Consider the following 16,403-nt stretch of genomic DNA (forward strand, 5'->3'; position numbering starts at 1 on the left):
TCATGTGACCGACGACAATCCCCAGGGCAATCCCATCCTGGACCGGCGGCGGGCCGGCCTGCTGCTGCATCCCACCTCCCTGCCGGGCCCGGACTGCCGGGGCGCCATGGGACCCGAGGCCCACCGTTTCGTGGATTTCCTGGAGGCTGCGGGGATCACGGTGTGGCAGGTATTGCCCCTGAACCAGCCCCATGATGGGGGGTCCCCCTATCAGTGCATGTCCGTGCATGCAGGGAATACCCAGCTGATCTGCCTGCGGGACCTGGCGGAACGGGGCTGGCTGGAGGATCGGAGGCCGGAACCGGAGGCGCGGGATCCACTGCATTGTGACGTCCTGCGCCGGGCCCATGCCGGTTTCCAAGCCCACGGCAGCCAGGCCGACCACGAGGCCTTCGAGGACTTCAAGGCCGGTCAGGGCTTCTGGCTGGAGGACTATGCCCTCTATCTGGCCCTGCGGGCCGAACACGGCCGCGCCCCCTGGTGGGACTGGGATCCCGCCCTGCGGGACCGGAAGCCGGCGGCCCTGGAACAGGCCCGTGCCCGCCATGCACAGGCCCTGGAACAGTATCGCTTCGAGCAGTTCCTCTTCCGGCAGCAGTGGGCCGCGGTCAAACGCCACGCCAATGAGCGGGGCATCCTCCTGTTCGGCGACATGCCCATCTTCGTGGCCCATGACAGTGCCGATGTCTGGGCCCATCGCCCCCTGTTCGACCTGGATGAGAGCGGAAGCCCCGGCTGCGTCGCGGGGGTGCCACCGGACTATTTCTCCTCCACCGGGCAGCGTTGGGGGAATCCCCTGTACCGCTGGGATACCATGGCCTCGCGGGGGTTTGCCTGGTGGATCGAGCGCATCGGCGGGGCCCTGGAGATGGTGGACCTGATCCGCATCGATCACTTCCGCGGTTTCGAGGCCTCCTGGGCCATCCCCGCGCAGGAGGAGACGGCGGTCCATGGCCACTGGCGTCCGGGGCCGGGGCAGGCCCTGTTCACGCGCCTGCGGGAGCATTTCGGCGCTTTGCCGCTGGTGGCGGAGGACCTGGGGGTGATCACCCCCGAGGTGGAGGCCCTGCGGGACGAGAACGGCCTGCCCGGCATGAAGATCCTGCAGTTCGCCTTTGAGGGCGGGTCCGCCAACCCCTATCTGCCCCACCATCACGTACCCAACAGTGTGGTCTACACCGGCACCCACGACAACGACACCACCCTGGGATGGTTCACTACCTGTGGGGAAGACCTCCAGGAACGGGTGCTGGACTACCTGGGGCGTCCCGGCGAGGCCATGCCCTGGCCGTTGGTGCGCAGCGCCCTGGCCTCCGTGGCCCGCCTGGCGGTGGTCCCCATGCAGGATGTGCTGGGTCTGGATGGCCGCCATCGCATGAATGTCCCCGGCACCACCGGGGATAACTGGAACTGGCGCTTCGACTGGGACCAGGTTCCCGACGATCTGGCCGGTCGGCTGCGGGGGATGATGGCGCTCTACGGCCGGGTCTGATCCTTCGCCGGTGTGCCTTCAGGGAAGCTCGAAGGGATGGGGCAGGGGAGGGGTGTCGGTGCGCAGCAGGTGCTCGATCTCCCCGGCGGGCTGCGGCCGGTCGAACAGGAATCCCTGTCCCAGGGTGCAGCCCTGGCGCAGGAGGAAACGGCGCTGGGCCTCGTTTTCCACCCCCTCGGCGATGACATCCAGACCCAGGTTGTGTCCCAGACCGATGATGGCCCTGATGATGGTGGCCTCGGCCCCCGCCTCGTGCCCGGGGGCGTTGATCTGGGCGACGAAGGACTGGTCGATCTTCAGCCCCTGCACCGGCAGATGGCTCAGGTAGCTCATGGAGGCGTAGCCGGTGCCGAAGTCGTCGATGGAGAGGGTGAAACCCAGGGTGCGCAGGCGCCCGAGGATGTGGGTGGCCTCCTCCATGGAGCGCATGGCGGTGCTCTCGGTGATCTCGAATTCCAGCAGTTCCGGTGGCAGGCCCGCCGCCTGCACCCGCTGCTGGATGTGCCGGGGCAGGTCCTCGGTGTAGAGCTCCTGGGTGGAGAGGTTGATGGCCACCGGCACCGCCGGCACGCCCCGGGCCCGCCAGTCCTGCAACTGCCGGCAGGCCTTTTCCAGCACCATCGGCCCCAGGGCCAGGATCAGGCCGGTGCTCTCGGCCACGGGGATGAAACGTCCGGGCAGGATCAGGCCCTCGCGGGGATGCCGCCAGCGCAGCAGGGCCTCCAGGCTGACGATGCGCCCCGTGCGCATGTCCCGGCGTGGCTGGAAATGCAGCAGCATCTCGTCCCGCTCCAGGGCCCGGCGCAGGGATTGCTCCAGGTGGAAACGCTCCGCCAGCTGGGTGTTGAGGGCGGTGGTGTAGAAACGGGAGGTCCCCGGCCCGTCGGCCTTGGCGCGGTGCAGGGCCGTGTCGGCGCGGCGCAGGAGTTCGTCGGTGTCGTCGGCGTCTTCCGGGTAGAGGGCGATGCCGGTGCTGGCGGTGATGGCCAGGGCATGGCCGTTCACCTGGAAAGGTTCCTTGAGCTGGCCGTGGATGCGTTCGGCGATGCGCAGGGTGTCCTGGGTCTGGTCCAGCCGGGCGGCCAGGATGACGAAATTGTCGCCGCCGAACCGTGCCAGGCTGTCCTCCTCCCGCAACAGGGTTTGCAGGCGCTGCGCCACCCCCTGCAGCAGGCGGTCTCCGGTGGCGTGACCCAGGGAGTCGTTCACCAGCTTGAGGCCGTCCACGTCCACCGAGAACAGGGCCATGCCGTATCCCTCGCGGCGCGCCGAGGCCAGGGCCTGTTCGACCCGTTCCCGCATGAGCAGGCGGTTGGGTAGCTCGGTGAGGGGATCGTAGTGCACCAGGAAACTGAGCTTCCGGGACAGGTCCTTCCGGTCGCTGATGTCCTCCGCCATCTTGACGAAGTGGGTGATCTCCCCCCGGGCATCCCGCAGCGGGGTGATGCGGGCCTCCTCCCAGAGGCGGGCCCCGCTGCGGGTGCGGATGCACAGCTCCCCCTGCCAGTCATGTCCCCGCCGCAGCCGGCGGCGCAGGCGGGCGTATTCCCGCCGCGGGGTATCGGGGGTGCCCAGGGCCGAGACGGGGCGCCCCTGGATCTCCGGGCGGGTGTAGCCGGTGCGCTGGCAGAAGCGGGCGTTGACATAGCGGATGACGCCGCGCCGATCGGTCATGAGCACCAGGCTGGGGCTTTGTTCCACCACCAGGGCCAGGGTGCCGATCTTCTCCTCCCGGCGCCGCTGCTCGGTGATGTCCATCAAGCCGCCGTAGAGCCGGCGGCCGCCTGCCTCGGGCTCCTCCAGGCACTCGCTGGTGGCGCGTATCCAGCGGGTCCCCCCATCCCTGTGTCGCAGGCGCAGTTCCACGCTGGAGGCATGCCCCGGTTCCAGGGCCAGGATGTCCCGGTCGAACAGGGGCCGGTCCTCTTCCACCACCAGGGGGCGCAGGCAGCCCCGTTCCAGCATCTCCTCCACGCTGTGGCCGGTGATCCCGCGGATGGAGTCGGTGATCCAGTCCAGGCGGTATTCCCCGCCGGATGGGGCGATGCAGGCATAGGCCACGTCGCTGGTGACGGCACTGACGTGGCGGTAGCGGGCCTCGCTGATGCGCAGCCGTTCGTGGGTCTGCAGCAGGCGGTCGTGCTGGGATCGCAGTTGGGTCTGGTCCACCACGTTGCAGATGTATTCACTCTGCCGGCGGTCCTCGTGGTGGAGATGGATGATCTTCAGATCGGCGATCAGCGGCCCACCGTCCCGACGGCGCAGGCGGATCCCTTCGCAGCCGGCCCTTCCGTCCTCCGCGGCCCGATGCAGGGCCTGGGTCAGAAAGAGCTGGTGGGGGCGCTCCGCCAGCTGGGAGAACAGGCGGTGGTCCAGGGCGAGGAGGCGGTGGGCGGCGCTGTTGCCCTCCTGCACGAAGCCGCTGCGATCGATGCGCAGCACCGGGATGGGGAGTTCCTGGTAGAGCGCGGTGAAGCGGTTGAGGGCCTCTTCCGCCGCGTAGCGGCTCTCCCGCAGGGCATCCTGCTGCAGGCGCAGTTCGGCATGATAGATGTGCAGTTCCTCCAGCAGCCCCTCCAGATCCAGCTCGCCCTGCCGGAAGGTGTCCAGGGTCTGCTGGAAACGGTGATCCCGCAGGATCTGCCGGGCCCGTTGGCGCAACCGGTCAAGTTCGTTCTGTTGGTCGTGGTCCGCTGCCATGGGTGTTGAAGGGGGTGGCGCTGCTCAGTGTCCCAGGCCCCGGATGCCGGGGAGATCCGCGGGCCAGCTGATGGTGTAGTCAAAGTGGAGGGTCCGCGCCTCCCCGGGTGGGATCTCCAGGTCCCAGGCCACCACCCCGGGACGCCCGTCCACGTCGCGGCGTGTGGGCGGGGTGGTCCCGGCGCCGGGCTCCACCTGGATGCGCTCGTCCCGGGGTACCGGCAGGCGGTCCAGGATCACCACCGGCATGGCGAAATCATGGCCGTTTTCCACGCGGATCCGGTGCTCGCGGCGCAGGGTGTGGCGGGGCCGAAGATGACCCTCCTGGCCCCGCAGGTCCCGTTCCCGGCGGTACGTGATGCCGATGCGGTCGTCGCTGCCGAAATCCAGTTCCAGTTCATCCCCCGGGCGTACCGCCTCCAGCCGCTCCTGGCGCACCAGGGCATCGTCCTGGAACAGGGCCAGGGGGCCGGCGGGGAGGGGCGTTTCGCCATCGAAGGGGGCCTGGGCCTGGAGGTGGGCCCGGGGCAGAAGGGCGGGCACGGCCCGGGCGCGCAGCTTCGCCTGCAGGGAATGGCGGGTCAGCAGGTAGCGGTAGGGGCGGTTGTCCGAGGGGAGGGTCACCGTCCCGGGCACCCGGAAACGGGTGGTGAAGGCGGTCTGCTCCAGGGTTGCATCGGCTTCCCGGGCCCGGCTTGCGAGGACCGGGGCCTCGCTGCGCGCCGGGCCACGCCCGGCCAGCTCCCTGGGGGCGGGCAGGGCGTCCAGGTACCAGGGCACGGGCTCGGGGACGGCGCCCGCAGCGGCGTGGGCGGTGGTCAGGGTCAGGTGCACGCCATTCCAGTCCTGGCCGGTCCCTTGCCGTACCCGGGCCCGTTGCAGTAGTTCCAGGGCGCCGTCTGCGGTGTTCAGCCGGGCCTCGTAGACGGGCTCCCATCCGGCCCCATCCACGGTGTAGGTGGCCGTGAACACGGCATCCCCCGCCTCGGGGGCCTGGTAGTGGATACGGGCCTGTGTGCGTTCCCGGCCGCTGTGCTGCCATGTGGAGAGGCGTTCCTCCAGGCGCTGGATGCGTCGGTCCAGATCGCCTTGCTGTGCCTCGGCCTCGCGGATGGCCTTCAGGGCGGCGGCCGCGCCGGCGGCCACCGTCTCCCAGGCCCGGGGCCATTCCCCCGGCGGGATGCCGGGGTCGCCCCCCGGTCCCATGCGCTGGATGAGGTCCAACTGGATCCGCTGTGCGCGGATGCGATCCTCTAAGGCCCTGCGCCGGGTCTTCAGTCCCTGGATCTCCTCGAACAGGGCGCGGGCCCCGGGATGGGTCAGGGTGTCCCCCTGGAGGCGGCGGGTTTCCACCGCCAGGATGCGCAGCCCCCGGGGGCCGCGGGCGGAGACGTGCAGGCTGTCCGGGTCCAGGTCCGCGGGCAGGTCCTCGAGACGGACCTGGCCCTGTCCCGCCTGCAGCCGGATCTCCTCCTGGACGGTCACCCGGGCCCGGTCCGGGTGCAGGGTCACGGCGGTGACCTGCACCGCCTGGGCCTGGGCCTGGGCCGGCAGCATCAGGCCGGCCAGCAGTAGCGCCAGGAGGGGAAGGAGTGGAAGGGTCATGACCGCCAGCGGACGTGGAAGACGCAGGCGGGGGCCCCGGTGGCGGTGCACTGCACCTCCGTGACCCGGGTGTCGGGGTGCACCAGTACCTGGAACAGACGCTCGAAGCTGGCGGCGTAGTAGTGGCAGACGGGCCGCTCCCCCTGGAGTCGCCTTGGGATGGGGGTGTGGGTGAGGGTCAGCTCCAGCTGCGGGCGGTGGCGTACCTCCAGGCTGCCGCTGCCGGTGAAGGTCCAGGCATTGCGCTGGATGGCGGTGAGCAGGATGCGGCTGGCCGGGCCGGCCGGGAGCCATTTGAGCAGGCGTTGTACCGGTTTGGGGATGCGATGGGCCAGCAGGTAATCCCCCGTGAGGCGGCCCGCCTCCAGGCTCACCTCCCGGGCCCGCTCCGGGTCCAGGTGCTGGTGCAGGGCCTGGTGCAGGGCGCTGACCCAGTCCTCGTCCACCATCTCGGTGGGTGGCTCCAGAAGGGCCTCGGTGAGGCCCGCGCTCTCGAAGACCTGCTGCGTGAGGGTCTCCGAGTGCTGATGCCGCAGGGCCTGGGCGATGCGGGTGATGGCGTTGGGGCCGATGGTGCCGGAGGGGTTCGTTTGGTTGTGGGTCATGTCGCGTGTGTTGGCTGGTCAGGAACGGACCCGTCCCGGGCGGATACCGAATCCCGGTGCCGGGGCGTTTTTGTCCGGGTCGTTGGCCGCCTGGATGGGTGGGTAGATGGGTAGAAAGTGGGCTTCCTCAGGCTGGCGGGAGCGCATGGCCCACTGCCAAAGGGCCTGGGAGGGCAGGGGCAGCACCAGGAACCAGTGCTCCAGGATGGCCAGGATCATGAGCGTGGCCAGGAACAGGGCCCCGGTGACTTCACCGCTGCTGGCCAGGGGGTCCAGGGCCCGCGCCAGGATGAGCACCGCCGCCACGGTAGAGAGGGTCACCGAAACGGGGAAGAGCAGGTTCATGGGCCGCTTGCGGAAATAGCTCTCCAGGTAACGCAGATGATCCGGCAGCCATTCCTCGTTGAGATTGCGCACGCCGAGGAAGACATTCAGCTTGGTGCTGGTGCGCATGATCCAGAGGATGAGGAAGGTGTACAGACCGGTCTTGTCGGGGGCGCCCCAGGTGGCCAGCAACACCGTGGCGGCGGCGGCCAGCAGGGCGAATTCATGGTGCAGGATGGCCTGCAGCGCGTAGATAAATCGTCGTGTTCCCTGGGCCCCTTCCGGACACCGTTCCCTGCGGGGGCCGGTGATCAGGCCCATGAGGAAACTCATCTCCACCCATCCCCAGAGGATGATGGCGGCGGTGAAGGCCAGGTAGGTGCCGGTCAGGGTGTCCATCCGGCTGGCATGGATCAGGGCATAGAGGGCCGCGCCCCCGAGGACGGTGGCGCCCAGCATGCTCCAGCGGTAGGTGTGGCGAGGGAGACCGTCCAGGTACAGGATCAGCCCGGTGCTGAACCACCAGAGGAAGACCACGTAGAGGATGGGCAGACCGAACTGAAACACGGGTACTTCACCGCATCCGGGCGGAGGAGGGGACCGGGGGCAGGGTGCTGCGGCTGTGCAACGGATGCTGGCACTTCACGGGGTTCTCCTCAGTCATCCGGGCGGGACGGTTCGGCTTCCGGAACGCCCCGCAGGTGGACGGGATGGCCCGGTGGCACGGGCCCTTACGGGGTTTCGCAAGCGGGACTGCCGGTGCCACCGGGATGATTCAGGAGCCCCGGGCCACTTTGAACAGATCCCCGAAGGCGTCGGCGTTGGTGGACCCGAAGGCCTGGAGGTCGTCATAGCTGGTGCCGGTCACCGGGTCCTCCAGGGTCAGGGTGCCGTCAGACCAGCGTACCAGGCGCATGGGGGTATCGCTCTCCTGTTTCCGGTCCAGGGGCAGGATGCGCAGCACGGTGCGCATGAAGCCATCCCCCGCCGGGTCCAGTTCCCTGAGCACCTTGCCGGTGTCGGCATCGATCACCGCCACGTAGCCCCCCGGGCGCGACTCGGTGCGCAGGTGCAGTACCGCCACCGGCGTGGGTTGTTGCTCCGCACCGGAGCCGGTCATCCGTTCGGCCTGGACCCCGCGGGGCGGCGCGGTGGCGTTGCGGCCCAGCAGGGAAAGGCCCAGGACAAGGGCCAGGAGCAATACCGCGCTCACCAGCATCAGGGTTCGCCAGCGGCGCGAGCGGGGGCTGGATTCGGGTGCGTTCATGAGGTGGTGGCGTCCCCGAGGGTATGATGCGGGTCATCTGGGGTGGCCGTATCGCCAGCGGCCTGCGTGGATGCCGCGCCTTCCTGCTGCCGGTGGTGTGCGGTCATGGCCTCGGAGAGGATCTCTGCGACCCGGCGTGCGTTGGGCACGCCCCGGAGCATGGGTTGGGGCACCATCCAGCGCCAGGGGCGCACATGGGGCCACATGATGATATAGGAGACCTTCTCCGGTGGTTCGAGCACCAGGGGGATGTCTCCCGTGCCGTCCCGGTAGAGCTTCACCGAGGCGGACTGGATCACGTTGTAGGGCAGATTCACGCTCATCTGCAGGGCCACACCGAAGCGCAGGACGATGCGTCGGTCGGTGATGGTGTAGACCGTGGCCCGGGCCATGAGCCAGGCCAGCAGCAAGAGCAGGCCGATGGCGGTGATGGAGAGCGTGAAGAGGAAACTGGTGGATCCGATGGCAGCCGTCAGGGATTGGGTGCCGGACCAGGTGTATCCGGCCCGCACGAGGATCAGCAGGGCCAGGTAGAAGATCACCTTGCGCACGTGAAAGGCCCGGACGGCCAGGGTGCCCCAGTGGGGGGCACCCTGCCAGAGGATGCGCTCCCCCCGAGGGGGGAGCTCCGGCAGACCACGGATCGGTTCGACGGCGTGGTCGTCGTGACTCACAGCCAGGCTTCCCTGCGCTCCGGCGTGGCGTAGAAGTGGCCGCCACCGAAATAGGCCATGATGCGGTCTTCCTCGAGGCGGGTGATGGCCTCGGGGTTCTTGGTGCCGGGGGCGTTACCGAACTGGTGCCCCATGACGGATTCCACGCGCACCTCGAAGGGACGGCCGTCCTTGAGCCGCTGCTGCATGGGCAGGCTGGGGTCGGCCTTCTTGGCGCGGCTGACCTTGGCCAGGAACATGGGCACGAGCACACGGCGGCTGCTGCCCTTGACGTCCACTTCCAGGTAGCGGGGCATGGACTCGGAACGGTCCACCCAGATGTCGCGCACCGTGCCCACGGCGGTGTCGTCGGCGGTGTAGACGGTCAGGCCGCGGGGATCGGGATCCTTCTTGTTGACCGCGAAGCCGTGCTTGGTGGTGCGCATGGGCACGATGCGGTTCTCGCCGGTCATGGTGACGTCGGGTTCATCGGCCCGTTCGGCCCAGGAGCAGGGACCCACGCCGTCCGCCATGGGATCGCCGGTGGGATCCAGCGGGGCGCCGGGGAAGGGCCAGGCGGGCTTGGCGTGGATCTCGCGGGTGTCCGGATTGCCGTTGGCGACGATGAAGCAGCCGCCGTCCATGGTGGGGTATTCCTTGGGGCCGGGGGCGGCCGGATAGCCCTGGACGGTGATGTACGGGGAGCGGTCGGATTCCAGGGGATAGCCTTCCCGCTTGTTTTCCCGGTGTAGATACCAGACCAGGCCCGCGAAGAAGAACCAGAAGACGTAGAGGGTGACCTGCGCGACGTCTATGTACTCTGTGATGGCACCGATGGTTGGCATTGCATTTCCTCCAAGTTTCGGGTGGGTCAGGCGGGGTTTGTATCGGCCTTACCGAACCGCGATGAACACAGCGCCCGGTGTGCGCCCCGGATTCCGGGAACACGCCGGCCGCGATGGATGTTGCCAGTGGCAACGATTGCTTCTGATGGTAGACCAGAACGGCACGAAATGCCGGGCCCGGACGGGCCGCAGCCCCGTTCCCTGAGGGGGGATCCCCGGACATGTTGCAGACTCGGATCAAGCTTCACGACCGTGCTCCTGGTGCTATCCGCGGGACTGCCAGCCCCATGCATAATCTTGCCAGACATTCCAGGCCTTGGCCCCTGGCAGGTGCGCCGTGCATGATCTGGATCAGATTCCGGTCCGGCCCGTGGGTCCGTACCCCGGGTTCCGTCTTCAGGATCCGGCGTGGCCACCCGTTTCCCCGGGATTGGCCAGTTCCATGGCCTGGGAGATGTAGAAGCCCTTGGCGATCCGCCGGGTACGTACGGGGGACCAGCCATCCAGGGTGGGCTCCGCGTCGATGAGGCGCAGCAGGGTGCCCTCGGCCACCGGCTCGATGGCCGGGGAGCGGTCCCCCTTGGGGAAGAGCTTGCCCGTGGCGTGCATCAGGGTCAGCATCGGGGTGCGCGGCGCGAAGGTGAACAGGATGGAGGCGTGGGTGCGCTGGGACAGCCGGGAGAGCACGTTGACGATGTCCGCGGAGGGGTAGTGGATGAAGGAGTCCATGGCGATCACGTAATCGAACTCCCCCAGGGCCGGGTCCAGGAAGTCGCCGACCCGGAAGTCGATCTCGCCATCCCCCAGGTCCATGCCGGCGGCCCGTTCCCGGGCCATCTCCACCAGATTGCCCGCCAGGTCGATGGCCACCACCCGGGCCCCGCGCCGGGCCGCTTCCGTGGAGAAGGTGCCGGTGCCGCAGCCGGCGTCCAGTACCCATTTGCCGTGGAGGTCATCCGGAAGCCAGTCCAGCAGGGTGTTGCGCATCTGCTCGCGGCCGGCCCGCACCGTGGCCCGTACCCGCCCCAGGGGGGTGTGGTCGGAGGTGAGTTTCTTCCAGGCGTCGGCCGCGGTGCGGTCGAAATAGTTTTCCAGCTGGCTGCGGCGTTTTTCGTAGGAGGGGGATGTCATGATGCGGCTTCCGTTGGTGGCTGCGGGTCAGCGGCTGAAATACGCCTTGGCCTCGTACAGGGTTTCCACGGTGATGGGGTGGATGTCCCGTTCGGCCGCGTAGCGTTCGGTGTTGCGCCGCGCCTTGCCCCGGACGAAGAAGGGGATCTTGCGCAGTTCCTGTTCCGCCTCGGGGGTCCATTGGGGGGCATCCCCGGTTGGGGCCGCTCCGGTGTCGCTGCCGGTGCCGGCGGTCTCCCCCGCCGGTGCTTCCGGGGAACGGCTGCGTTCGCTGCCGGTTCCCCCCAGATGGGAGGGGGCGGCTTCGGCATGGAATTCGAAATCCTCCCGGAACATGCCCAGCAGGTGTTCCTCCAGCCCCATCATCAGGGGATGGACCCAGGTGTCGAAGAGGACATTGGCCCCCTCGAAGCCCATCTGCGGGGCGTAGCGGGCCGGGAAGTCCTGCACGTGCACGGGGGCGGAGATGACGGCGCAGCCCACGCCCAGGCGCTTGGCGATGTGGCGCTCCATCTGGGTGCCCAGCACCAGTTCCGGCTGCAGTTCGGCCACCCGCGTCTCCACCTCCAGATAGTCGTCGGTGATCAGGGGCTCCACCTCGTAGCGCCGGGCGGCCTCGCGCACCTCGCGGGCAAATTCCCGGCTGTAGGTGCCAAGGCCCACCACCTGAAAGCCGAACTCCTCCGTGGCCACCCGGGCGGCGGCCACCGCATGGGTGGCATCGCCGAAGATGAAGACCCGCTTGCCGGTGAGGTAGTTGGAGTCCACGGAGCGGGCATACCAGGGCAGGCGGGTGCCCTCGTCGGCCAGCACCGGTTCGGGGTCCACCCCGGCCAGCTCCGCCACCTCGCGCACGAATTCGCGGGTGGCGCAGACGCCGATGGGGATGGTGCGGGTGTAGGGCTGGCGGAAGGTGCGCTGCAGCCACTGGGCGCTGGCGGCGGCGATCTCGGGGTAGAGCACGACATTGAAATCCGCCTCCCCCAGACGGGCGATGTCCGCCGGGGTCGCCCCCATGGGGGCGGTGACGTGCACATCGATGCCCAGCCGGTCCAGCAGGCCGGTGATCTCGCGCACGTCGTCGCGATGACGAAAACCCAGGGCCGTGGGGCCCAGCAGGTTGCAGCGAGGCCGGCGCCCGTCGCTGGCAGGTGGTTCGCTGCCGGGGGCCGGGGCCTGGGGACCGGCCAGGGTGCGCACCATCTGGTACAGGGTCTCGGAGGCCCCCCAGTTCTCCTTGCGGGAATAGGAGGGCAGCTCCAGGGGGATGACAGGCACCGGCAGCTCCATGCCGGCGGCGAGTCCGCCGGGATCGTCCTGGAGCAGTTCCGCCGTGCAGGAGGTGCCCACCAGCATGGCCTGGGGCTGGAAGCGTTCCTGGGCCGCGCGTACCGTGTCCATGAACAGCTGGGCCGTATCCCTTCCCAGGTCCCGGGCCTGGAAGCTGGTATAGGTCACCGGCGGGCGGCGGTCGCGCCGCTCGATCATGGTGAAGAGCAGGTCCGCGTAGGTGTCCCCCTGGGGGGCATGGAGGACGCAATGGGTCCGTTCCATGCCCGTGGCCACGCGCATGGCCCCCACATGGGGCGGACCTTCGTATGTCCAGACCGTCAGTTGCACGGATTCAGACCCTCAGTTTGGCCCGGCGGATCAGGGGCCGGGCGAACAGTTCGGCGAGATCGGCCGCCTGGTCGTACCCCTGTACCGGGGTGAACACCAGTTCGATGGACCACTTTGTGGTCATGCCTTCGGCTTCCAGGGGATTGGCCAGACCCAGTCCACAGACCACCAGGTCGGGATGGGCCTCGCGGCAGCGGTCCAGCTGGCGGTCCACGTCCTGCCCCTCGCTGAGCACCGTATCCGCGGGGAGCTGGTCCAGTTCCGGCGCCATGTGCTCCCGGTGCAGGTAGGGGGTGCCCACCTCCACCAGTTCCATGCCGGCCTCCCGCTGCAGGAAGCGGGCCAGGGGGATCTCCATCTGGGAGTCGGGGAAGAAGAAGATGCGCCGCCCCTTCAGGGGCTCGCAGGTGCGTTCCACAGCGGCGCGGGCACGCTCCACGGCGGGGGCGGTGACCTCATGGAAACGGGTCTCGTCCACACCAAAGGCCTGGGCGGCGGCCCGCAGCCAGGCGGTGGTACCCTCCACCCCCAGGGGGAAGGGGGCCTCCAGGCGCTGTGCCCCCCGTTCCTCCAGGGCCCGGGCGGTACCCCCAAGGAAGGGCTGGGCCAGCAGGAAGCGGGTGCCGGGCCCCACCGCCGGCAGGGCATCGGCCTTGCGTGCAGGCAGAAAGCGCACATCCTCAATCCCCATGGCCCGGAACAGCCGCGTGAACTGGTCCTCGACGATGTCCGCCAGGGAGCCCACCACCAACAGGGAGGGGGCCGTTCCGGCGTCGGCGGGCAGTTCCGGCACCAGGCTGATGAGGCATTCATCCTCCCCCTGGGTAAAGCCGGTCTCCAGGCCGCTGCCGGTGTAGCTCAGCACCCGCACCCGGGGGGCATGGGTCTCGGACAGGCGGGACGCCGCCCGCTGCAGGTCCAGCTTGATCACCTCGGAGGGGCAGGAGCCCACGAGAAAGAGCATGCGGATGTCGGGCCGGCGCTCCAGGAGGCGGGCGACGACCCGGTCCAGTTCCTCGTTGGCGTCGGCCAGGCCCGCCAGGTCCCGCTCCTCGATGAGGGCGGTGCCGAAACGGGGCTCGGCGAAGATCATCACCCCCGCCGCCGACTGCATCAGATGGGCGCAGGTGCGTGAGCCCACCACCAGGAAGAAGGCGTCCTGGATCTTGCGGTGCAGCCAGATGATGCTGGTGAGGCCGCAGAAGATCTCGTTCTGGCCGCGTTCGCGGATGATCGGGAAGTCCACAGGGCAATCCGCTGGTTGGGTTGATCGTTGCGGGGACGGGCTCATTCCGCGCCGGCGGTCCCGACCCGCTGCTGCTCCGCCTCGGCCTTCTCGCTCAGGCGGGCGGCCCGTAATTTAAGCAGAAACTGGGTGGCGTTGACCACGTAGACGGCATAGGCCAGCAGGGTCAGATACATCTGTTGTGAGGTGCTGAGAAAATCCCAGAACAGGGAGGCGAGATAGATGGTGTGGAGCACGATCACCATCATGCTCACCACGTCTTCCCAGAAGAAGGCCCTGGCAAAGAGGTATCGGCCAAAGACCACCTTCTCCCAGATGGCCCCCGTGACCATGATCGTATAGAGAATGAAGGTCTTGACCAGGATGGAGGCATGGGCGGCCCATAGCCCCTCGTCGGTGAGCAGGTACCGCACCACCAGCCAGGTGCTGACGATGAAGACCAAAAACTGCAACGGGGCCAGGATGCCCTGCACCAGGGTCCAGCGGGTCCCGTCCCGGCGGCGGCGCTGCTCCGGCGTATAGAGAGGCATGCGTTTCCCGGCTCCGGTTTGCGGCATGGGCAGGTTCTCCAGACGAACGCGTCAAGGCGCGGTGAGTGTGTACAAGCCCCCTGACTTTGTCAATTCAGGTGGACGTCAGTCTTGGTTGACATTTTGCAGAGGGAAAACCATGATTCTTTTGGGACAAAAAGAACGGCAGCCCTGCTAGACTGCCCCGTGTTGAGGTCGAGGTGCCCGGAGTCGCGGATCAAGCCGATCTCCCGGGCAGGACCGAGGGCCGCGCAGGCGGCCCCTTCAACCTGGGGAGAATAAGGCATGGTGACTGCCAGACGACAGATCGGCCGGGAAGACGGGGAGTCGTCACCGGGACGGAGCGGGGCCCGCCATCCGGGAGCGGATGGTGCCCTTCGTGGGCAGGGTCAGGGGGGTGGGGCCCCTTCGGTGGAGACCTGCACCGAACGCATGCGGCGGGAGCTGTCCCGGGTCATCGAGGGGGAGATCATCCCCCGTCTGATGCTGGCCCACCGGCACCATGGCCCCCTCCCCCGGGAGGATGGCCAGGGGCGGGAGGCCGCCCCGGGGGTCGATGCGGGGACGGTGCAGGCCTTTGCCCGCACCGTCATGGAGCAGGATTCCGACCAGGCCGTGAACTTTGTCTCGGAGCTAAGGGGCAAGGGGGTCTCCCTGGAGACGGTGCTGGTGCACCTCCTGGCCCCTGCGGCGCGGCGTCTCGGGGCCTTTTGGGACGAGGACGACGCGGACTTCACCCAGGTCACGGTGGGGCTGTGCCGTCTGCAGCATGTCCTCCGGGCGCTGGGGGAGGAGATGGATACGGTCTCCCCGGGGTCCAGCGGGCGGCGCGTGCTGCTGTCCCCGGTACCCGGCGAGCAGCACACCTTCGGTCTGATGATGGTGGCCGAGTTCTTCCGGCGGGAGGGATGGGACGTGAATTGCGATCCGGCGGCCTCGATCCGGGATCTGAACCGCCTGGTGCGCCAGGAGCGGTTCGATATCGTGGCCCTCTCCCTCAGCTGTGACGTCATGCTGGACCGTCTGCGCGCCGCCATCCGTGGGGTGCGCCGTGCCTCCTGCAACCCGGATCTCGGGATCCTGGTGGGGGGGCGGGTGTTCGTCGATCACCCCGAAATGGCTGCGCAGTCGGGGGCCGACGCCACCGCCCCGGATGCCCGGGAGGCGGTGCGGGTGGCCGAACGACTGGTTTCCTTCCGTGCCGGCGCCCCGGTGGGGAGGCCCGGCTGAGCCGGACGCTCCCCACAATGGTCCGATACCGGAAAGCCCCGATGGCCCGATACCGGAAAGCGTGGAGCCCGTGAAACCCTTCAACACCCCAAAGCAGGTGTTCGGGGATCTGGAGCCCGATGAGGTGGCCTCGCTGATCGCCACCTCGGCGGATATCTCCCTGGTGCTGGATGCCTCCGGCGTGATCCGCGACCTGGCTTGTGCCAACGACGATGTTTCCCCCGAGGGGGCGGGACAGTGGATCGGTCGACCCTGGGTGGACACGGTGACGCTGGAGAGCCGCGCCAAGGTGGAGGCCCTGTTGCAGGAGGCGGGGGCGCCCTCCAAGCGCTGGCGGCAGGTGAATCATCCCACCAGCCGTGGGCCGGACGTGCCGGTGATGTACGCCGCCATGCAGGTGGGGGGGGAAGGTCGTGTGGTGGCCTTCGGCCGCGACCTGCGTGGCGTGGCCGACCTGCAGCGCCGCCTGGTGGACGCGCAGCAGGTCATGGAGCGGGAGTATGCCCGCATGCGCCAGGCCGAGACCCGTTACCGGCTCCTGTTCCAGGTCTCTTCCGAGGCCGTGCTGGTCCTGGATGCCGCCAGCCAGAAGGTACTGGAGGCCAATCCCGCCGCAGCGGAGCTTCTGGGGCTCGCCCCGGAGCGTCTGAGCGGGCGGAGTTTCCCGGCGGAATTCCCCTTTGCCGATGTCCGACCCCTGCAGGATGCCCTGGCCACGGTACGGGCCACGGGGCATGCCGCCACGGTGCAGATGGTCCTGCAGGGGAAGGCCCTGGAGGTCTCCGCCTCCCTGTTCCGCCAGGATAATGTCAGCCATTTCCTCGTGCGCCTCCATTGTCCCCAGGCGGCGGCCCTGGACGCGGTGGGTCCCCAGCTGCTTTCCCCCCTGCTGGGTCTGGTGCAGCAGGCCCCCGATGGGTTCGTGGTCACCGATCCCGAGGGACGCATCCTGGCGGTGAACCCCGCCTTTCTCGAACTGATCCAGATGGCCGCTGAGGATCAGGTCCTGGGGATGTCCCTGGGGCGCTGGCTGGGGCGGCCCGGGGTGGATCTGGGGCTGCTCCTGGGCCGGTTGCGGGAGCACGATTCCCTGCGTCTGTTCCAGACCGGGCTGCGGGGGGAGTACGGTTCGCGCACGGAGGTGGAGATCTCGGG

The 16,403-nt window shown here is 68.7% G+C and carries 14 protein-coding genes; 3 read left to right on the forward strand and 11 right to left on the reverse strand.

From position 1 onward, the window contains the following. Positions 1-4 precede the first annotated feature (4 nt). Positions 5-1,492 carry a 4-alpha-glucanotransferase gene (malQ, locus tag CKO33_RS02485; RefSeq protein ID WP_200178984.1) on the forward strand — a complete coding sequence of 496 codons (1,488 nt, stop codon included), beginning with the start codon at positions 5-7 and terminating at the stop codon, positions 1,490-1,492. A gap of 18 nt (positions 1,493-1,510) precedes the next feature. Here malQ and CKO33_RS02490 read toward each other — a convergent pair whose 3' ends face one another. The 11 genes from CKO33_RS02490 to bchF form a co-directional block, all read right to left on the reverse strand. Then, complete coding sequence (locus tag CKO33_RS02490; RefSeq protein WP_242472425.1) at positions 1,511-4,153, reverse strand: sensor domain-containing protein; 2,643 nt, start codon at positions 4,151-4,153, stop codon at positions 1,511-1,513. Positions 4,154-4,216: 63 nt separating this feature from the next. Beyond that, a complete protein-coding gene (locus tag CKO33_RS02495) occupies positions 4,217-5,797 on the reverse strand; it encodes a DUF4139 domain-containing protein (protein ID WP_200178986.1) in 1,581 nt (526 codons plus the stop codon). Continuing rightward, positions 5,794-6,402 (reverse strand): bacteriochlorophyll 4-vinyl reductase, encoded by a 609-nt coding sequence (bchJ, locus tag CKO33_RS02500; protein ID WP_200178987.1) that lies wholly within the window; start codon positions 6,400-6,402, stop codon positions 5,794-5,796. The genes CKO33_RS02495 and bchJ overlap by 4 nt, the downstream gene beginning before the upstream one ends. 18 nt (positions 6,403-6,420) lie before the next feature. Further along, complete coding sequence (gene puhE, locus CKO33_RS02505) at positions 6,421-7,293, reverse strand: putative photosynthetic complex assembly protein PuhE (protein ID WP_200178988.1); 873 nt, start codon at positions 7,291-7,293, stop codon at positions 6,421-6,423. Positions 7,294-7,501: 208 nt separating this feature from the next. Next, entirely contained in the window at positions 7,502-7,993 is a 492-nt protein-coding gene (gene puhC, locus CKO33_RS02510; RefSeq protein ID WP_200178989.1) for a photosynthetic complex assembly protein PuhC, read from the reverse strand. Then, positions 7,990-8,667, reverse strand: coding sequence for a photosynthetic complex putative assembly protein PuhB (gene puhB, locus CKO33_RS02515; RefSeq protein WP_200178990.1), 678 nt, complete (start codon positions 8,665-8,667; stop codon positions 7,990-7,992). The genes puhC and puhB overlap by 4 nt, the downstream gene beginning before the upstream one ends. Further along, a complete protein-coding gene (gene puhA / locus CKO33_RS02520) occupies positions 8,664-9,491 on the reverse strand; it encodes a photosynthetic reaction center subunit H (RefSeq protein ID WP_200178992.1) in 828 nt (275 codons plus the stop codon). The genes puhB and puhA overlap by 4 nt, the downstream gene beginning before the upstream one ends. Positions 9,492-9,887: 396 nt before the next feature. Continuing rightward, a complete protein-coding gene (bchM, locus tag CKO33_RS02525) occupies positions 9,888-10,622 on the reverse strand; it encodes a magnesium protoporphyrin IX methyltransferase (protein WP_200178993.1) in 735 nt (244 codons plus the stop codon). A 27-nt stretch (positions 10,623-10,649) separates the two neighbouring features. Continuing rightward, on the reverse strand, positions 10,650-12,242 hold the full coding sequence (gene bchB, locus CKO33_RS02530) for a ferredoxin:protochlorophyllide reductase (ATP-dependent) subunit B (protein WP_200178995.1): 1,593 nt from the start codon (positions 12,240-12,242) through the stop codon (positions 10,650-10,652). A 4-nt stretch (positions 12,243-12,246) separates the two neighbouring features. Beyond that, entirely contained in the window at positions 12,247-13,533 is a 1,287-nt protein-coding gene (locus CKO33_RS02535) for a ferredoxin:protochlorophyllide reductase (ATP-dependent) subunit N (RefSeq protein ID WP_200178997.1), read from the reverse strand. Then, complete coding sequence (gene bchF, locus CKO33_RS02540) at positions 13,530-14,018, reverse strand: 2-vinyl bacteriochlorophyllide hydratase (RefSeq protein ID WP_242472426.1); 489 nt, start codon at positions 14,016-14,018, stop codon at positions 13,530-13,532. The genes CKO33_RS02535 and bchF overlap by 4 nt, the downstream gene beginning before the upstream one ends. A 411-nt stretch (positions 14,019-14,429) precedes the next feature. Here bchF and CKO33_RS13915 point away from each other — a divergent pair, with 411 nt between their 5' ends. After that, a complete protein-coding gene (locus CKO33_RS13915) occupies positions 14,430-15,248 on the forward strand; it encodes a cobalamin-dependent protein (RefSeq protein ID WP_200178999.1) in 819 nt (272 codons plus the stop codon). Positions 15,249-15,318: 70 nt separating this feature from the next. Further along, a partial coding sequence (gene ppsR / locus CKO33_RS02550) for a transcriptional regulator PpsR (RefSeq protein ID WP_200179000.1) occupies positions 15,319-16,403 on the forward strand: 1,085 nt, incomplete at its 3' end.

Origin of the sequence: Ectothiorhodospira mobilis (genome assembly GCF_016584115.1) — a bacterium.
GTDB classification, from domain to species: Bacteria; Pseudomonadota; Gammaproteobacteria; order Ectothiorhodospirales; family Ectothiorhodospiraceae; genus Ectothiorhodospira; species Ectothiorhodospira mobilis.